The sequence below is a fragment of the Brachybacterium sp. J153 genome (assembly GCF_036311905.1).
GTDB lineage: Bacteria > Actinomycetota > Actinomycetes > Actinomycetales > Dermabacteraceae > Brachybacterium.
Map to the genome: position 1 here is coordinate 178,434 of NZ_JAZDCH010000010.1, position 16,199 is coordinate 194,632.

General features: G+C 73.2%; 15 protein-coding genes. 10 read left to right on the forward strand and 5 right to left on the reverse strand.

All coding sequences use genetic code 11. The features are described from left to right. Positions 1–231: 231 nt before the first annotated feature. The 3 genes from V1258_RS06340 (at position 232) to V1258_RS06350 (ending at position 2,857) form a co-directional block, all read left to right on the forward strand. Positions 232–1,005 carry an ABC transporter ATP-binding protein gene (locus V1258_RS06340; protein ID WP_329748862.1) on the forward strand — a complete coding sequence of 258 codons (774 nt, stop codon included), beginning with the start codon at positions 232–234 and terminating at the stop codon, positions 1,003–1,005. After that, on the forward strand, positions 1,002–2,363 hold the full coding sequence (locus V1258_RS06345; RefSeq protein ID WP_329748863.1) for an FtsX-like permease family protein: 1,362 nt from the start codon (positions 1,002–1,004) through the stop codon (positions 2,361–2,363). Before V1258_RS06340 ends, V1258_RS06345 begins: the two co-directional genes overlap by 4 nt. 167 nt (positions 2,364–2,530) lie before the next feature. Continuing rightward, on the forward strand, positions 2,531–2,857 hold the full coding sequence (locus tag V1258_RS06350; RefSeq protein WP_329748864.1) for a rhodanese-like domain-containing protein: 327 nt from the start codon (positions 2,531–2,533) through the stop codon (positions 2,855–2,857). Positions 2,858–2,909: 52 nt separating this feature from the next. Here V1258_RS06350 and V1258_RS06355 read toward each other — a convergent pair whose 3' ends face one another. Then, a complete protein-coding gene (locus V1258_RS06355) occupies positions 2,910–3,698 on the reverse strand; it encodes a CPBP family intramembrane glutamic endopeptidase (protein WP_329748865.1) in 789 nt (262 codons plus the stop codon). 58 nt (positions 3,699–3,756) lie between these two features. On the opposite strand from V1258_RS06355, the gene V1258_RS06360 reads away from it, so the two are divergent. Next, entirely contained in the window at positions 3,757–4,500 is a 744-nt protein-coding gene (locus V1258_RS06360) for an SDR family oxidoreductase (protein ID WP_329748866.1), read from the forward strand. Positions 4,501–4,601: 101 nt separating this feature from the next. Here V1258_RS06360 and V1258_RS06365 read toward each other — a convergent pair whose 3' ends face one another. The 3 genes from V1258_RS06365 to V1258_RS06375 all read right to left on the reverse strand — a co-directional run bounded on the left by V1258_RS06365 (position 4,602) and on the right by V1258_RS06375 (position 6,872). Then, positions 4,602–4,985 (reverse strand): metal-sensitive transcriptional regulator, encoded by a 384-nt coding sequence (locus V1258_RS06365; protein ID WP_329748867.1) that lies wholly within the window; start codon positions 4,983–4,985, stop codon positions 4,602–4,604. Between the two features lie 5 nt (positions 4,986–4,990). Continuing rightward, a complete protein-coding gene (gene purB / locus V1258_RS06370; RefSeq protein WP_329748868.1) occupies positions 4,991–6,406 on the reverse strand; it encodes an adenylosuccinate lyase in 1,416 nt (471 codons plus the stop codon). 67 nt (positions 6,407–6,473) lie between these two features. Continuing rightward, the gene (locus V1258_RS06375) at positions 6,474–6,872 is read right to left on the reverse strand and encodes a phage holin family protein (RefSeq protein WP_329748869.1); all 399 of its coding nucleotides are present in this window, start codon (positions 6,870–6,872) and stop codon (positions 6,474–6,476) included. Positions 6,873–7,014: 142 nt separating this feature from the next. Here V1258_RS06375 and V1258_RS06380 point away from each other — a divergent pair, with 142 nt between their 5' ends. Then, positions 7,015–8,124, forward strand: coding sequence for a histidinol-phosphate transaminase (locus V1258_RS06380; protein WP_329748870.1), 1,110 nt, complete (start codon positions 7,015–7,017; stop codon positions 8,122–8,124). Between the two features lie 50 nt (positions 8,125–8,174). On the opposite strand, the gene trpB is transcribed toward V1258_RS06380, so the two are convergent. Then, positions 8,175–9,467, reverse strand: coding sequence for a tryptophan synthase subunit beta (gene trpB / locus V1258_RS06385; RefSeq protein ID WP_329748871.1), 1,293 nt, complete (start codon positions 9,465–9,467; stop codon positions 8,175–8,177). Positions 9,468–9,780: 313 nt separating this feature from the next. Here trpB and V1258_RS06390 point away from each other — a divergent pair, with 313 nt between their 5' ends. From V1258_RS06390 to V1258_RS06410, 5 genes are all read left to right on the forward strand, one after another. Further along, positions 9,781–11,115, forward strand: coding sequence for an MFS transporter (locus tag V1258_RS06390; RefSeq protein WP_329748872.1), 1,335 nt, complete (start codon positions 9,781–9,783; stop codon positions 11,113–11,115). 79 nt (positions 11,116–11,194) lie between these two features. Beyond that, on the forward strand, positions 11,195–12,490 hold the full coding sequence (locus V1258_RS06395) for a Gfo/Idh/MocA family protein (RefSeq protein WP_329748873.1): 1,296 nt from the start codon (positions 11,195–11,197) through the stop codon (positions 12,488–12,490). Between the two features lie 54 nt (positions 12,491–12,544). Next, a complete protein-coding gene (locus V1258_RS06400) occupies positions 12,545–14,029 on the forward strand; it encodes a glycoside hydrolase family 3 N-terminal domain-containing protein (RefSeq protein WP_329748874.1) in 1,485 nt (494 codons plus the stop codon). Positions 14,030–14,091: 62 nt separating this feature from the next. Beyond that, entirely contained in the window at positions 14,092–15,198 is a 1,107-nt protein-coding gene (locus V1258_RS06405; RefSeq protein WP_329748904.1) for a thiamine pyrophosphate-dependent enzyme, read from the forward strand. Continuing rightward, entirely contained in the window at positions 15,195–16,178 is a 984-nt protein-coding gene (locus V1258_RS06410; protein ID WP_329748875.1) for an alpha-ketoacid dehydrogenase subunit beta, read from the forward strand. The genes V1258_RS06405 and V1258_RS06410 overlap by 4 nt, the downstream gene beginning before the upstream one ends. Positions 16,179–16,199: the final 21 nt, after the last annotated feature.

Consider the following 16,199-nt stretch of genomic DNA (forward strand, 5'->3'; position numbering starts at 1 on the left):
GAGCCGGGAGGAGATCAGGTGTCCGGCAGGGCCTGATCGACGTCCTGGCGAGGTCGGACTCCCCGGAGCGCCGGGTCACGGGCAACGAGCCCGGGCCCGGCGCTCCGTCGTCTCTGCCCCATGCCCGGCCGGTGGTCGCACGGACCCGTCATCCCACGGTCTGACCTCGCAGACGCGGAACCGCTCCGCGGGCTGACGCGCGGGGGAGGGGCCGCGACGGATCGTGGAGCCATGAACGTCTCACCCCCCGCTCTCCACCCCGTCGGCGACCCCCTGGCCGCCGCCCACCCCACCCCGATCCTCGCGGTGCGCGGCCTGGTCCGCACCTACGGCCGCGATTCGGCCTCGACCCGCGCCCTCGACGGCGTCGATCTCGACGTCGCCCGGGCCGACTCCCTCGCCGTGATGGGCCCCTCCGGCTGCGGCAAGACCACCCTGCTGCACGTCCTCGCCGGCATCCTCGCCCCGACCACCGGCACCGTGCACCTGGATGGCCAGGACCTCGCGGGGTTCGGCGACTCCCGGCGCACGCTGCTGCGCCGCAGCCGGTTCGGCTTCGTCTTCCAGGACGGGCAGCTGCTCCCGGAGCTCACCGCGCTGGAGAACGTCATCCTGCCGCGCATGCTCGGCGGAACCTCGCGTCGCGCCGCGACCGCGGAGGCGCGCGCCTGGCTGGACCGCCTGGGTCTGGCCGGGATGCACGACCGTCGGCCCACCCAGCTCTCCGGCGGTCAGGCCCAGCGCGTCGCCGTCGCCCGAGCGCTCGCCGGCCGACCCGCGGTGGTCTTCGCCGACGAGCCGACGGGTGCCCTGGACCAGGACACCGGTCGGTCCGTGCTGGGCACCCTCGTCGACTCCTGCACGGAGACCGGGGCGAGCCTGGTGATGGTCACGCACGACGCCCAGGTCGCCGCGGCCTGCCGCCGCACGGTCGCGATGCGCGACGGCCGCATCGCCCGGGAGTTCGTGCGGCCGGAGGCCGCGATCGACGGTGCGGCCCGATGAGCGCCCTGCTCGCCTCCGCCCCGCTGCTGCTGCGCCGCCGCGGCGCGCTCGCGGACTTTCTGCCCGTCATCGCCTTCGCCGCCGCCACCGGGATCACCCTGACCGTGCTCGGCGGGGCGGCCGCCTTCGTCGGCCGGCTCCCCGACGGGGGCGAGGTGGTCCACACCGGCGAGGCCTCCGTCATCCCCTTCCTGGTCACCTGCGCGATGGTCGCCTCCGTGCTGCTGATCCCGAGCGCCGTCGGCCTCGGCGGCTCCGCGGCACGGCTCTCGCTCGCCCGGCGCGAGCAGGACCTCGCCGCGATCCGCCTCGTGGGCGGCACCGCCACGCAGGTGGGCGCCGTCGCGGTCCTCGACGTCGCCGCGCAGGCTCTGCTCGGCGGGCTGCTCGGCGTGGTGCTGCACCTGGTCGCGACGCCGCCGCTGACCGCTCTCGACTTCGGGATCACTCCCTTCACCACCGCGGATCTGCTCATGCCCTGGTGGGCCTACCCGCTGCTCGTGATCGGGATGGTGCTCCTCGCGGCGGGCTCCGCGACCGTGTCCCTCATCGGGGTGGTGCTCAGTCCCCTCGGTGTCGCGAGGAACTCCCGCACGGTGCGGATGTCGGTGGTGCGCCTGGCGATCTGGGCGATGCTGGTCGTCGGCTTCCTGGTCTTCGCGCAGATCGGCTCGATGGTGCTGGGCCCGATCGCCGGCGAGGCGGTGGTCATCGCGGTGATGGTCGCGTTCATCGGCGCCGTGGTCGCGGGGGTCAACCTCGTGGGTCCCTATCTGGTGTGGCTCGTGGCGCTGCTGGTGGCGCGCCTCGCGCCGACTCCCTCGCTGCTGGTCGGGGCGCGGCGGCTCGCCGCGGACCCGAAGGCCGGGTGGCGGGCCGTCTCCGGGATCACCTTCGCGCTGGTGATCGCGGGCTTCCTCACCGTGATCTCGCTGATGACCCGCGGCGACGGGTTCCGTGGCGCGGAGGATCTGATGATGGCGACGGCCATGTCCACCGGCGGACTGCTGACGCTCGGGATCGCGGCCGTGCTCGCCGCGGTGAGCACCGGCGTCACCCAGACCGCCCGGGTCATCGATCAGGCCCCGCTGCTGCGCTCCCAGCACGTCGCCGGGGCACAGGTGGGACAGCTGCACCGGTCGCGGATCGCGGAGATTGTGCTCCCGGTACTGCTCAGCTCCGTCCTCGCCACCTTCACCGCGCTGCTGGTGGTGATGGCGGTGCTGGGGGGCGCCCCGCAGGATCCGCTGGTCGCGCTCCAGTACATCGTGAGCGTCCTCGGGGCGTACGCGCTGGTGATCGCGGCGGTGCTGGTCGGCTCCCCGCTGGTGCGCCGGTTCGCGCTGCGGGGCGCCTGATCGGTGGCGGGGCGTGGCGGGGGCCGGGGTGCCTGTCGGTTACTGGCGCGTAGCGTCGGGCTACGGACATATGACCGTAGTGGAACGCTACGCGTCAGTAACTGACCACGACTCCGATCACCCGCCTGCTGTCCCGCGGGGCGGACCGCGGCCGTTAGGGTGGATGCATGACGGAACTGCGGAATGTGGCCCCGACCGAGGTGCCCGAGGGCGCCCACCTGATCGACGTGCGTGAGCAGTCCGAGTGGGATGCGGGCCATGCGCCGGCCGCTCGCCACCTCGCCGCCAGCAGCCTGCTGGAGAAGCTCGACGAGCTCCCGGAGGACGGCGACCTCTACATCGTCTGCCGCAGCGGCGGTCGCAGCTTCCAGGTGTCGCAGTGGCTGAACGCCAACGGCTACGACGCGATCAACGTCGCCGGCGGCATGGACCAGTGGTTCGAGTCCGGTCTGCCGATGGTCTCGGACGGCGAGGCCGAACCCTTCGTGCTCTGAGCCGGACCCCTTCGGAGTCCCGCCCCGGCAGCTCCTGCCTCGACGGGCCGGCTCACAGCGGCAGCAGGTCCTTCACCAGCGCGTAGCCGACGAAGGCGACCACGTCGATGAGGGCGTGAGCCACGATCAGCGCTCCGGTGCGCCGGGTGCGTCGGAACCACTCGCCGAACACCAGCCCCATGGCCAGGTTCGCGAGGCCCGGGCCGACCCCCTGATAGGTGTGGTACGCGCCGCGCACGATCGCGGAGGCGATCACGGCACGTCGACCGCTCCAGCCGAGCCGTTCGAGCCGCTGGATCAGATAGCCCACCACGATCACCTCCTCGAGCAGCGCGTTCTTCACGGCGTGCAGGATGAGCACGGGCACCGTCCACCAGTGCTCGCCGAGCGCTGCGGGCACCACCTCGACGGTGAGGCCCACGGCGCGGCCCAGCAGGTAGACGGCTAGCCCGGGCGCGCCGATGGCCGCGGCGAGGGCGAGACCCTGCCAGAGGTCTCGGCCCAGGCGGCGACGCTCGAGGCCGAGGTCCCCGAGGGCCTGGGCGATGCTGCCGGCGGTGACGGCGAGGAGCAGGATCACGAGGGCCACCGGCACCAGGGTGAAGGTGATCGAGAGCAGCTGGCGGAGCAGATCCATCCATGGATCGGTGTCCTGAGAAGTGTTCAGCGAGGTGGACTGGCCGGCGAGCGGACCCGCGGCGAGGGCCTGGGCGAGGGCGATCAGCGAGTAGACCGCGCTGCGACCGAGCGACAGGCCCAGCACCACCAGCACCTCGGCCCGCAGCCAGGCGCGGCTCGGGGTGAACGGCTGCATCAGCGTCCTCTCCTCGACATGCGACATGCTCTCACCACGCGCGGGGCCGGGCGGCACGCTCGGCGCCCGTGCCAGACTCGGCCCCATGACCGACCCCGCTCTCGCCCCGTCTTCCCCCGCCGCCGACGCCGCTGGCGCCGCGCGCCGTCCGACCGTCCTCGTCACCGGGGCGACGCGGGGCATCGGCCGCGCGGTCCTCGAGGAGCTCGCCGCGGATCACCACCTGATCGTGGGAGGTCGCGATGCCGAGGCGGTCGCCGCCGTGGTCGCCGAGCTGCCCTCGGCCCAGCCCTTCGTCGCCGAGCTCACCGACGCCGAGCAGATCGCTGCGGCGGTGGATGCCCTCCGCCTGCCCCACGGGCTCGACGGGCTGGTCCACTCCGCCGGGGTGCTGGTCAGCGGGAGGCTCGAGGATCTCGAGCCCGCCGCCTGGGAGCGCTCCTTCGCGATCAACGTGACCGCCGTCGCCGCGCTCACCAGGCTGCTGCTGCCCGCTCTGCGCACCGCGCGCGGCACCGTCGTGACGATCAACTCCGGCAACGGGTTCACCGCCAAGGCCGGCGGCGGTGCCTATGCCGCCTCGAAGTTCGCGCTGCGCGCCCTCACCGATGCGCTGCGCGAGGAGGAGCGGGCCGCCGGGGTGCGCGTCACCTCGGTCCATCCGGGGCGCGTCGCGACCGACATGCAGCGCGAGCTGCGGAACTTCGAGCAGGGCGAGTACCGCGAGCAGGACTACGTCGCCCCCTCGACGGTCGCCGCGACCGTCGGCCTCGCCCTCCGCATGGGTGACGAGGCGAGCCTCGACGTGCTCAGCGTCCGTCCTCGCTGAGCCCACGGCGACCGCACAGAGCCTCCGTCGACGCCGCCCGGCGACCGCCCGGAGCGCCCCCGGGCGCCGCCCGTCAACCGACCGTCAACCGACTGGTCAGCTCACTTCATCAGTCGCTTGACCGCCTGCATGATCTCGTCCATCTTGCGCTCGAGCTCCTCGGAGTCGCCGGAGCGGGCGGCATCGTGCACGCAGTGATGGATGTGGTCGTCGACCAGACCCGTTGCGACCGACTGCAGGGCCTTGGTGACCGCGGAGATCTGCGTGAGCACGTCGATGCAGTACGCGTCCTCCTCGACCATCCGGTGCACCCCGCGGACCTGCCCCTCGATGAGCTTGAGGCGTCGGAGGTACGGCGACTTGGTCTCCCGGTAGCCGGGATCGCCCTGTGTGCCGTGATCTCCGTGCACGCCGTGGTCTCCGTGCCCGGGGTGCCCGCCGTGCTCGGCGGCAGCGGCGCCCGTCGTCGTCATGTCCTCGGACATGGCGCTCAGGCCTTCCCGTCCTCGAGGCGCTCCACGAGCCGTGCGGCGTAGCCGGTGTAGGTCGCGGGGGAGAGGGCCAGCAGCCGGTCCCGCTCCGCCTCCGGCAGGCCGAGGCCCTCGATGAAGGCGCGCATGCCCGCGCCGTCCACGCGCTGGCCACGGGTGAGGTCCTTGAGCCGCTCGTAGGGGTTGTCCAGGCCCGGCACGCCCTGCACGCCGAGGGTGCGCATCACCGACTGCACCGCCTCGCCGAGCACCTCCCAGTTCGCCTCGAGATCCGCGGCCATCGCCTCCGGATCCACGTCGAGACCGGCGAGGCCCTTGCGCAGGTTCGAGATCGCGAGCAGCGAGTGGCCGAAGGCCATGCCCACGTTGCGCTGGCTCGAGGAGTCGGTGAGGTCCCGCTGCAGGCGGGTGGTGACGAGGGTCTGCGCGAGCACGTCCAGGAGCGCCCCGGAGATCTCGAGGTTCGCCTCCGCGTTCTCGAAGCGGATGGGGTTGACCTTGTGCGGCATGGTCGAGGACCCGGTGCCGCCCTGTGCGGAGAGCCGCTGGCGGAAGTAGCCCAGCGAGATGTAGGTCCACACGTCGGTCGCGAGGTTGTGCATGATCCGCCCGGCGCGGGCGACGTCCGCGTAGACCTCGGCCTGCCAGTCGTGCGACTCGATCTGCGTGGTCAGCGGGTTCCAGGTCAGGCCGAGGTGCTCGACGAAGGTGCGCGCGACCTCCTCCCAGTCCGCGGTCGGGACGGCGACGGAGTGCGCGGCGTAGGTGCCGGTCGCGCCGTTGATCTTGCCGAGGGTCTGGTTCGCGGGGATGCGCCGGGCCTGGCGGCCCAGTCGGTGCGCGAAGACCGCGATCTCCTTGCCGAGGGTGGTCGGGGTCGCGGGCTGGCCATGGGTGCGGGAGAGCATCGGCACCTCGGCGGTGTCCCGGGCGAGGGCCTCGAGATCGTCGATCAGCGCCTGGAAGGCGGGCAGCCACACGTCGTGCACGGCGCCGCGGATCATCAGCGCGTAGGAGAGGTTGTTGACGTCCTCGCTGGTGCAGTAGATGTGCACGACCTCGGAGAGCGGCTCGAGGCTCGTCCCCGCGAGGCGGCGCTTGATGTAGTACTCGATCGCCTTGACGTCGTGGACGGTCTCCCGCTCGATCTCGGCGTGCTCGGCGATGCCCTCGGCCCCGAAGTCCTCCGGGATCGCGCGCAGCAGGGCGCGCTCCTCGTCGGTCAGGGTGCGCAGGCCCGGGATCACGCCGCCGTCGAGCAGGTGGATCATCCACTCGGTCTCGACCACGAGGCGGCAGCGGTTCAGCGCCGCCTCGGAGAGATGGTCGACCAGCGGCGCGGCCTGGGCGCGGTAGCGACCGTCGAGCGGGGTCAGGGCGATCGGGGGAGTGATGTCCGCGAAGGAGTGAGCCATGACGGCCATTCTCCCAGAACCCTGCGCGGCCGCGGGGGCGGGGCCGACGGGCGGGCGCGGTGGAGGCTCAGGCGCGCTCGCGGTCGCGCTCGCCGAGGCCCGTGACGCCCTCGACGATCGCCGAGAGGACCCCGATGATCACGCCTGCCAGGAGCGCCCACCAGAAGGAGTGGAACTGCAGGGTGAGGCCCATCAGGCCCGACACCCAGCTGGCCAGCAGCAGCATGAGCGTGTTGATCACCAGCTGGAACAACCCCAGCGTGAGGCAGGTGATGGGGAGGGCGAGGAGGGAGAGCAGCGGCTTCACGAGGGTGTTGATCACCGCGAGGATCAGCGCGATCGCGGCGATGGTGAGGACCTGCGTGAGCAGGGGCGCGCTGTCGTCGCCCAGATGCATGCCGGGCAGGATCAGCGCGGTGACCCAGAGGGCGAGGCCGGTGACGATGATGTGTCCGAGGAATCGCATGCCCCCATTGTCCCCGTCCGGTACTGGGAGCGCATGGGGGAGATCCCCCGGGGAGAGCGGGGGAGAGGCGGGGTGCCCGGCCGTCGCCCCGGCCGGCGGACGCGTGAGGGACGAGACCCCCGTCGCGTCCTACCCTGGGGGCATGCCCGACCCCTCCGCCCGCCCCGACCGGCCCGAGGAGCGCATCCGCCTGCGCCCCGCCCTCGAGGCCCTGCCGGCCTACGTCGCCGGGAAACCCGCCGCCGATGACGGGATCCACCGCTTCAAGGTCTCCTCGAACGAGTCGCACCTGCCGCCGGTGCCCGAGGTGCTCGAGGCGGCGACCGCGGCGATGACGGGCGCGAACCGCTATCCGGACGCGGCCGCGCAGGAGCTGCGCGCCGCTCTCGGCGAGCGGCACGGCGTGGACCCGACGCAGATCGCGGTGTCCACGGGTTCGGTCGCGGTCTCGGGCGACCTGGTCCGCGCGCTCGTCGGCGAGGGGGACGAGGTCGTCTTCGCGTGGCGCTCCTTCGAGGCGTACCCGATCCTGGTCGGTTCCCATGGCGGCACGCCGGTGCCGGTCCCGCTCACGCCCACCGGGGAGCATGACCTGCCCGCCATGGCCGCGGCGATCACCGAGCGCACCCGCCTCGTGCTGCTGTGCACCCCGAACAATCCCTCAGGCCCTTCGCTGTCCACCGAGCAGGTCGAGGACTTCCTCGCCCGCGTCCCCGAGGACGTCGTCGTCGCGATCGACGAGGCCTACCGCGAGTTCCACGACCCCGCGACCGTGCTCGGCACCGCCGGGATCTTCCGCCGTCACGGCAACGTGGTGCTGCTGCGCACCTTCTCGAAGCTCCAGGGCCTGGCCGGTCTGCGCATCGGCTATGCCGTCGCCCATCCGCGGCTCGCCCGGGCGCTCGGCCAGGTCACCGTGCCCTTCGGCGCCGGAGCCCCCGCCCAGGCCGCGGCGCTCGCCTCGCTCGCGCCGGAGGCGGCCGAGGAGCTGGGGCGCCGCGCGGAGAAGATCCGCTCCGAGCGCTCGCGGGTGATGGCCGGACTGCGCGAGCAGGGCTGGGAGGTACCCGTCAGCCAGGGCAACTTCGTGTACTTCCCGCTCGGGGAGCGCTCGGGGGAGTTCGCCGAGTTCGCGGAGGCGCGCGGCCTCGTGCTGCGCGCCTACGGCACCGACGGGGTGCGCGCCACGATCGCCGAGCCCGAGGCGAACGATCGCCTGCTCGCCATCGCGCAGGAGTGGCGCGCCGGCTGAGCCGGGTTCCCCCGGTCACCGCAGCGACCGGGGGGCTCCACCGGACGTGCTCAGCGTGCGATCTCGTCGGCCTCCCCGGTCATCCCGATCTTCTCGGCGACGTAGTCGATGTCCTTGTCGCCGCGTCCGGAGAGGTTCACCAGCAGCGCCGCCTCGCGGGGGAGGGCCGGGGCGATCCGGATCGCGTGGGCGAGGGCGTGCGCGGACTCGAGCGCCGGGATGATCCCCTCGGTGCGGCTCAGCCGCTGGAAGGCGTCGAGCACTGCGGCGTCGCCCTCGCGCACGTACTCGACACGGCCCAGCTCGTGCAGGTGCACGTGCTGCGGGCCGACGCCGGGGTAGTCGAGGCCCGAGGCGATGGAGTGCACCTCGCCGGGCTGTCCGTCGGCGTCCTGCAGCACGCGGGTGTCCATGCCGTGCAGGGTGCCGGGCGTGCCGAAGGTCATCGTCGCGGCGTGGGCGCCGGGCTCGTCGCCGGTCCCGCCGGGTTCGACGCCGATGAGCCGCACGTCCTCGTCCTCGAGATAGGCGGTGAAGGCGCCCATCGCGTTGGAGCCGCCGCCGACCGAGGCGATCACGGCATCGGGCAGCCGACCCAGGTCCTCGAGGAGCTGGGCGCGGCTCTCCCTGCCCACGACCGACTGGAAGTCGCGGACCATGTCCGGGAAGGGCGCGGGGCCCACGACGGAGCCGATCGCGAAGAGGTACTGCTCGGGGTCCGCCGCGTACACGCCGAAGGCGGAGTCCACGGCCTCCTTGAGGGTCCGCTGACCGACCTCGACCGAGACCGCCTTCGCTCCCAGCAGTCGCATCCGCACCACGTTGGGGCGCTGCTTGGCGACGTCGACCGCGCCCATGTGGATCTCGCACCCGAGGCCCACGAGCGCGGCGGCGGTCGCGAGGGCGACGCCGTGCTGGCCGGCGCCGGTCTCGGCGATCAGGGTGCGCTTGCCCATCCGCTTCGCGAGCAGCGCCTCCCCGATCGTGTGGTTGATCTTGTGGGCGCCGGTGTGGTTGAGGTCCTCCCGCTTGAGCAGGATGCGGGCGCCGCCGAGGCTGTCGGAGAGGCGGTCCGCCGCGGAGATCGGGGAGGGGCGGCCGACGTAGTCGCGCAGCAGCCGGGAGTACTCGGCGAAGAACGCCTCGTCATGGCGGGCCTCTTCGTAGGCGGCGGCGACCTCGGCCATCGGGCCGACGAGCGGCGGCGGCAGGATCGCTCCGCCGTGCGCGCCGAAGCGGCCGCCGGTGTTCCCCGCGAACTGCGGGGAGCGGGTGAGGCCGCTCGCCTCGGCGAGGGTGCGCGGGGTGCGGGATGCGGTGGTGACGGGGGTGGGGGTCGACATGGGGTCCTCCGGGGTTCGGGCCCGACCCGGGCTGCTCCGTTGCAGGGTTGCTGTAATGCTGAGAAGCCGCCCGGTGTGGGGCGGCTTCCTGTCAGCGCACGCGACAGTGGGGGACCGCCCTCAGGCGGTCCACCAGCTCGTCGTCGAGGTGCGCATGGAGCGCACTGTAGACGAGGTCCGGGGCGGGCACGTCTGCCGTCCATGCGCCGACGCGGATACCCTGGGGGAGGTCGGGACCCCTCCGCTGCGGGACGGGCGCCCGAGGCGTCCGGTCCGACTGTCGCCTCCCCGTCCCGGCCCCCGGAAGGACCCGATGACCCCGCCCGCCGCCCCCCAGGCCACCCCCGTGCTCGGCGGCCCCCGCGCGCGCATCGTCTGGATCGCCGCCCTCGCCGCCTATGCGGTCGCGGTGCTGCAGCGCACCACGATGGGGGTCGCGGGTCTCGAGGCCACCGAGCGCTTCGGCGCCTCCGCCACGATCGTCTCCACCTTCGTGGTGCTGCAGCTGGCGGTCTACGCCATGTTCCAGATCCCCGCGGGCGTGCTGCTGGACCGCTACGGCTCCCGCGTCACCCTGGTGGCCGGGGCGCTGCTGATGGCGGCGGGGCAGCTGCTGATGTCGGTGACCGATGAGGTGGGCGTGGCGATGATCGCGCGGATCGTCCTCGGGGCGGGCGACGCCCTCACCTTCTCGAGCGCGATCCGGCTGGTCCCCGCCTGGTTCCCGGCGTCCCGCGTGCCGCTGCTGACCCAGCTGACCGGCATCCTCGGCCAGGTCGGGCAGATCGCTTCCGCGGTGCCCTTCGTGGCAGTGCTGACGGTGCACGGCTGGGGCGCGGCCTTCTCGGCGTCGGCGAGCCTCAGCGCGATCTCGGCGGTCATGATCCTGTTTCTGGTGCGGGCCGCGCCGCCCGGGATGCCGCGCCCGCGGGTGCGGCAGGACCTCCGTCGGATCCCGCTCGTGCTCGCTCGGATCGTGCGACACCCCTCGACCCAGCTGGGCTTCTTCACCCACTACACCGCCGGGTTCACCGGGATCGCCTTCTCGATGATGTGGGGCTACCCGTACCTGACCGCGGGGGAGGGGCTCAGCCGTCCCGCGGCCTCGGCGGTGATGACCGTGCTGGTCGTGGTCGCGGTGATCGCCGGACCGCTCATCGGCGCGCTCACCCAGCGGCACCCGCTGCGCCGCTCCACCCTCGTGCTGCTCATCGTCGCGGCGATCGTGGTGCCGCTGCTCGCCCTCGTGCTGTGGCCCGGGCCCGCCCCGATGTGGCTGCTGATCGTGCTCGTCGCCGGCTTCTCGATCGGCGGTCCCGCGAGCAGCGTCGGCTTCGACTTCCCGCGCACCGACCTGGCCCGCCATCGCCTCGGCACCGCGACCGGCGTGGTGATCATGGGCGGGTTCATCGGCGGCCTGCTCGCGATCCTGCTGATCGGCGTGGTGCTCGATCTGATGCGGCCCGACGGCGACTACGACCTGCACGCCTTCCGCGTGGCCTTCGCCGTGCAGCTGCCGCTGCTGGCGATCGGCGTGCTGGGCATGCTGGTCTCCCGACGGACCCTGCGCCGCCGGATGGCCGCCCAGGGCCGCGAGGTGCCCCCGTGGCGCGACGTCTGGCGCTCCGGCCGCTGGCGCCGCCTCTGAGGATCGTGCCGGACGGGGCTTGCCGCCCTCTCCGTCGGTGACGTAGCGTTTCCCCCGTAGATAATTTCAAGGAGGAAATATGTCGTTTACCCTCGGCATCGTCGGCATCGGCCAGTTCGGCTCCCACTTCGCGGAGCTCTTCGCCGCCCACCCCGAGATCGACGGGATCTATGCCGTCGACTCCGTCCCCGAGCGCATCGACGCCGTCGAGGCGCGGGGCGTGCGCTTCGCCGGTCGCTTCGGGACCCTCGAGGACCTGCTCGCCTCCGACGTCGACGCGGTCGCGATCTTCACCCAGCGGTGGACCCACGGCCAGCACGCCCTGGCCGCCCTCCGCGCCGGCAAGCACGTCTACTCGGCCGTGCCGATGGCCATCGAGGAGGACGAGATCCGCCAGATCACCGAGGAGGTGCAGCGCACGGGCCTCGTCTACATGATGGGCGAGACCAGCCAGTACAACGCCGCCGTCGTCCTCGCGCGGCGCATCCACCGCAGCGGTGCCTTCGGCGAGGTGTTCTACGCCGAGGGCGACTACGTCCACGACATGGACCTCGGCTTCTACGACGCCTACAAGTACTCCGGCGGCGACGCCTGGAAGTCCACCGCCTCCTACCCGCCCCTGCTCTACCCGACCCACTCGATCGGCGGCATCCTCGGCGTGCTCGGCGAGCGCCACGCCACCTCCGTCTCGGCGCTGGGCCGCCCGGACACCCGCGGCGACGGCGTCTTCGACAAGGACGTGTCGATGTTCGCCAACGACGTCTCCAACGCCTTCGCCCTCTTCGGCATGGACAACGGCGGTGCTTTCCGCACCAACGAGCTGCGTCGCGTCGGCTATCCCTCCCACAAGCGCGAGAGCCGTTTCCGCTTCTTCGGCGAGGCCTCCAGCTTCGAGGAGACCATCGACGTCACCTACTGGCACGACAAGGAGCGGGTGCTCGACGTGACCGAGCAGATCCGCACCGGCGCGACCATGAGCCTGGACGACCCGCGCCTGGCCGACGTCTCGCCCGCCCTGCGCGACGCCTTCGTCGCCGGGGCCGCTCCCGTCCACCACCAGGCGCGGCTGCCGAAGGAGTTCCAGGGCCTGCCCAACGGTCACGAGGGCGCCCACCACTTCCTGGTCGACGACTTCGCGCGCGCCGTCGTCGACGGGGCCCAGCCGATGGTCAACGCCTGGCAGGCCGCCCGCTACACCCTCCCCGGGGTCATCGCCCACCAGTCGATGAACCGCGACGGCGAGCGACTGCCCATCCAGGACCTCGGCGACTGCCCGCTGCCCGTCCAGGACCTCGATGCGGACCAGGAGCCGCTCGACCTCGAGGCGCTCTGGTCCGCCCAGGAGGCCGCGGAGCAGGCCGCACAGCAGGGGTGAGCCAGGGGCCGCGAAGTCGGCGGTGCGGAGAGGCCGACGGTGCCGGACTGGTTCATGGACGCCGTCGACGCGGGACTCGCCGCCGTCGTGCTGTTCGCCGAGAACACCCCCGACCCGGCGACCGCGGCCCGCTTCGCCCGCGCCCTCCACGACCGTCGCGAGGACCTTCTCCTCGCGATCGACGAGGAGGGCGGCGACGTCACCCGGCTCCAGGCCCGGACCGGGTCGAGCGTGCCGAGCGCCTGGGCGCTCGGCGAGATCGACGACCCCGAGCTGACCCGTCGTCTCGGCCGGGCCCTCGGGGATCTGCTGGCCGCCTGCGACCTGGACCTCGACCTGGCCCCGGTGCTCGACGTCTCCACCGACCCCGCGAACCCGGTCATCGGCACCCGCGCCTTCGGAGCGGAGCCTGACCTCGTCGCGGCCCACGCTCGGGCCTTTGCGACGGGACTGATCGATGCCGGGATCGGCACCTGCGCCAAGCACTTCCCGGGCCATGGGGCCACCTCGGTCGACTCGCACACCGCGCTGCCCCGGATCGACCTGACCGCCGCGGAGCTCGCCCGCGACCATCTCGCGCCCTGGCGCATCGCTCCGTGGCTCGACGCGGTGATGACCGCGCACGTGCTGGTGCCCGCGCTGGGCGCGGGGCCCGCGTCGATCTCGCCCTGGTCGCGGCCGCTGCTCGAGGAAGCCGTGGGCGGGGTCTTCCGCGGACTGGTGATCACCGACGCCCTGAACATGGCCGCGGTCGCCGCGGATCCCGGCCCGGAGGAGGCCGCGGTGCGCGCCCTCGAGGCCGGGGCGGACCTGCTGTGCCTCGGCTCGCCGCGCGGCGGCGACGCCGAGGGGATGCTGCGCCGCGCGCACGACGCGATCCGCTCCGCCCGGGAGGCCAGCCGCCTGGACGCCGAGGAGCTGCGACGACGGGCCGCCAGCACCCGCGAGCGGATCCGCAGCCTGCGCACACGGCGCCGCTTCGTGCCCGCGCCCCCGCTCGAGGCGGCGCTGGACCGGCTCGACCGTCTCGGAGCGGAGGCCGCGGCCCGCGCGGTCCGCTCCCGGCACGGGCACGCCCGCCTCGACCTCGGGCCGGTCACGGTGATGGACCTGCGCCACGGCGCCCACCGGGCCGCGAGCTCCCGGCCGCCGCAGCTGGTCACGGCGCTGCGCGAGCGGGGGATCCGCGCGGACGTGCCGGACTGGCCCGCCCGGCTCCTCGATCCCATCCTCCCCGCGGATCCCGCGCTCCCCGCGCTCCCCGCAGACCCCGCGCTCGCGGTGCCGGGTCAGGTGCTGGCGCTGACCCGGCTGCCCCGCGCCGACGCCGAGGAGGCGCGGGCGCTCGCCGCTCTGCTCGCGGCACGGCCCGCCACGATCGTGGTCCACACCGGGGTGCCCGCGGCCGCCCCGGACCATCGCCTTCTGGTCCTCGCCCACGGCGGCGGTCTGCCGCTGATGCGTGCGGCCGTGGACCTGCTGCTGCGCGGCGCGGAGGAGGGGCGGATCGCACCCTCCGTGACACCTACGGCACCGTAGGTTACGCTCCCGTCGTGAACGTTTTCGCGACGACGATCCCTCCCGTCCCCGAGCAGGAGCCGATGCTCCAGCTCCTCGCCCCGGACGGGACCCGCACCCCGCACGAGCAGCTCGACGCCGTGCTCGAGGAGGCGGGACTCGCCGCCCCCGAGGCCCTGCGCGGCTACTACCGCGACATGGTGATGATCCGGGCCGCGGACCTCGAGGCGACCTCCCTGCAGCGCCAGGGACAGCTGGGCCTGTGGGCGAGCGCGCTCGGCCAGGAGGCCGCACAGATCGGCGCCGGCCACGCCGCCAGGACCCAGGACTACCTCGTGCCCACCTATCGCGAGCACGGCGTGGCCTGGGCGCGGGGCATCGAGCCGTGGCGGCTGCTCGAGCTCTTCCGCGGCGTCAGCCACGGCGGCTGGGACCCGCACGAACTGCGCACCCACCCGTACATGATCGTGCTCGGCTCCCAGGCCCCGCATGCCGTCGGCTACGCCATGGGACTGCAGCGCGACGGCCTCGTCGGCACCGGTGACCGCACCGCGGACACCGCGGTGCTCGCACTCTTCGGCGACGGCGCCTCGAGCGAGGGCGAGGTCTCGGAGTCCTTCACCTTCGCCGCCTCGGTGCAGGCGCCGGTCGTCTTCTACACGCAGAACAACCAGTGGGCGATCTCCGTGCCCACCGCGGTGCAGTCCCGCGTCCCGCTCGCGCAGCGCTCGCGCGGCTGGGGCATCCCCTCGGCCCGGGTGGACGGCAACGACGTCCTCGCCGTCCTCGCGACGGTGCGCAGCGCGCTGGACACGGCCCGTGCGGGGCAGGGGCCGGTCTTCCTCGAGGCCGTCACCTACCGCATGGCGGCGCACACCACGAGCGATGACGCCTCCCGCTACCGGCCCGCCGCCGAGGAGGAGGAGTGGGCGGCGAAGGACCCGATCCTGCGCCTGCGCCGGCACCTCGAGCAGCTCGGCGAGATCGACGAGGCCTTCGTGACGCGCTGCGACGAGGAGGCCCACGACCTCGCCATGCGGCTGCACCACCACATCCACTCCATGGAGGACCCGGACCCGATCGGCATGTTCGACGGCGCCTACGCGGAGCCCCATCCGATCGTCGAGGCCGAGAAGCAGCAGTACCTCGAGTACATCTCGCAGTTCGAGGACGAGGAGCCCACCCGATGACGACCAGCACCCTCCCGATCGCGAAGGCGATCACCGCGGGACTCCGCGACGCGATGCGCGCCGACGACTCCGTGCTCCTGATGGGCGAGGACATCGGCGTGCTCGGCGGCGTCTTCCGCGTCACCGACGGGCTGCACGCCGAGTTCGGCGCCCAGCGCGTCGTGGACACCCCGCTCGCCGAGGCCGGCATCGTCGGCACCGCCGTCGGCCTCGCCGTGCGCGGGTACCGGCCGGTGGTGGAGATCCAGTTCGACGGATTCGTCTACCCCGCCTTCAACCAGATCACCACCCAGGTCGCGAAGATGCACAACCGCACCGGAGGCCACCTCCACGTGCCGATGGTCATCCGCATCCCCCACGGCGGCGGGATCGGCGCGGTCGAGCACCACTCCGAGAGCCCCGAGGCGTACTTCGCGCACACCGCCGGTCTGCGCATCCTCGCCCCGGCGACCGCCCAGGACGCCTACTGGATGACCCGCCAGGCGATCGAGTGCGAGGACCCGGTGATCCTGCTCGAGCCCAAGCGCCGCTACTGGATCAAGGGCGACGTCGACACCGATGCCCGCCCCGCCGTCGGCCCCTGGCAGGCGCAGGTGGTGCGCACCGGCACCGACGCGACCGTCCTCGCCTGGGGCCCGAGCATGCCGCTCGTGCTCGAGGCCGCCCAGGCCGCGGCCGAGGACGGTGTCGAGCTCGAGGTGATCGACGCCCGCTCCCTCGCCCCCGTCGACTACCCGACCCTGTTCGCCTCGGTGCGCCGCACCGGGAGGATGCTCATCGTCCACGAGGCGCCCGTGCTCGGCGGACTCGGCGGCGAGATCGCGGCCCGCGTGAGCGAGGAGTGCTTCTACCACCTCGAGGCGCCCGTGCTGCGGGTGGGCGGTTACCACCTGCCCTATCCGCCGGCGCGCATGGAGCACGCCTACCTGCCCGACCTCGACCGCGTGCTCGACGGCGTGGACCGTCTGCTGCAGCACTGAGCGCGTCGCCGCGTGAAAGGA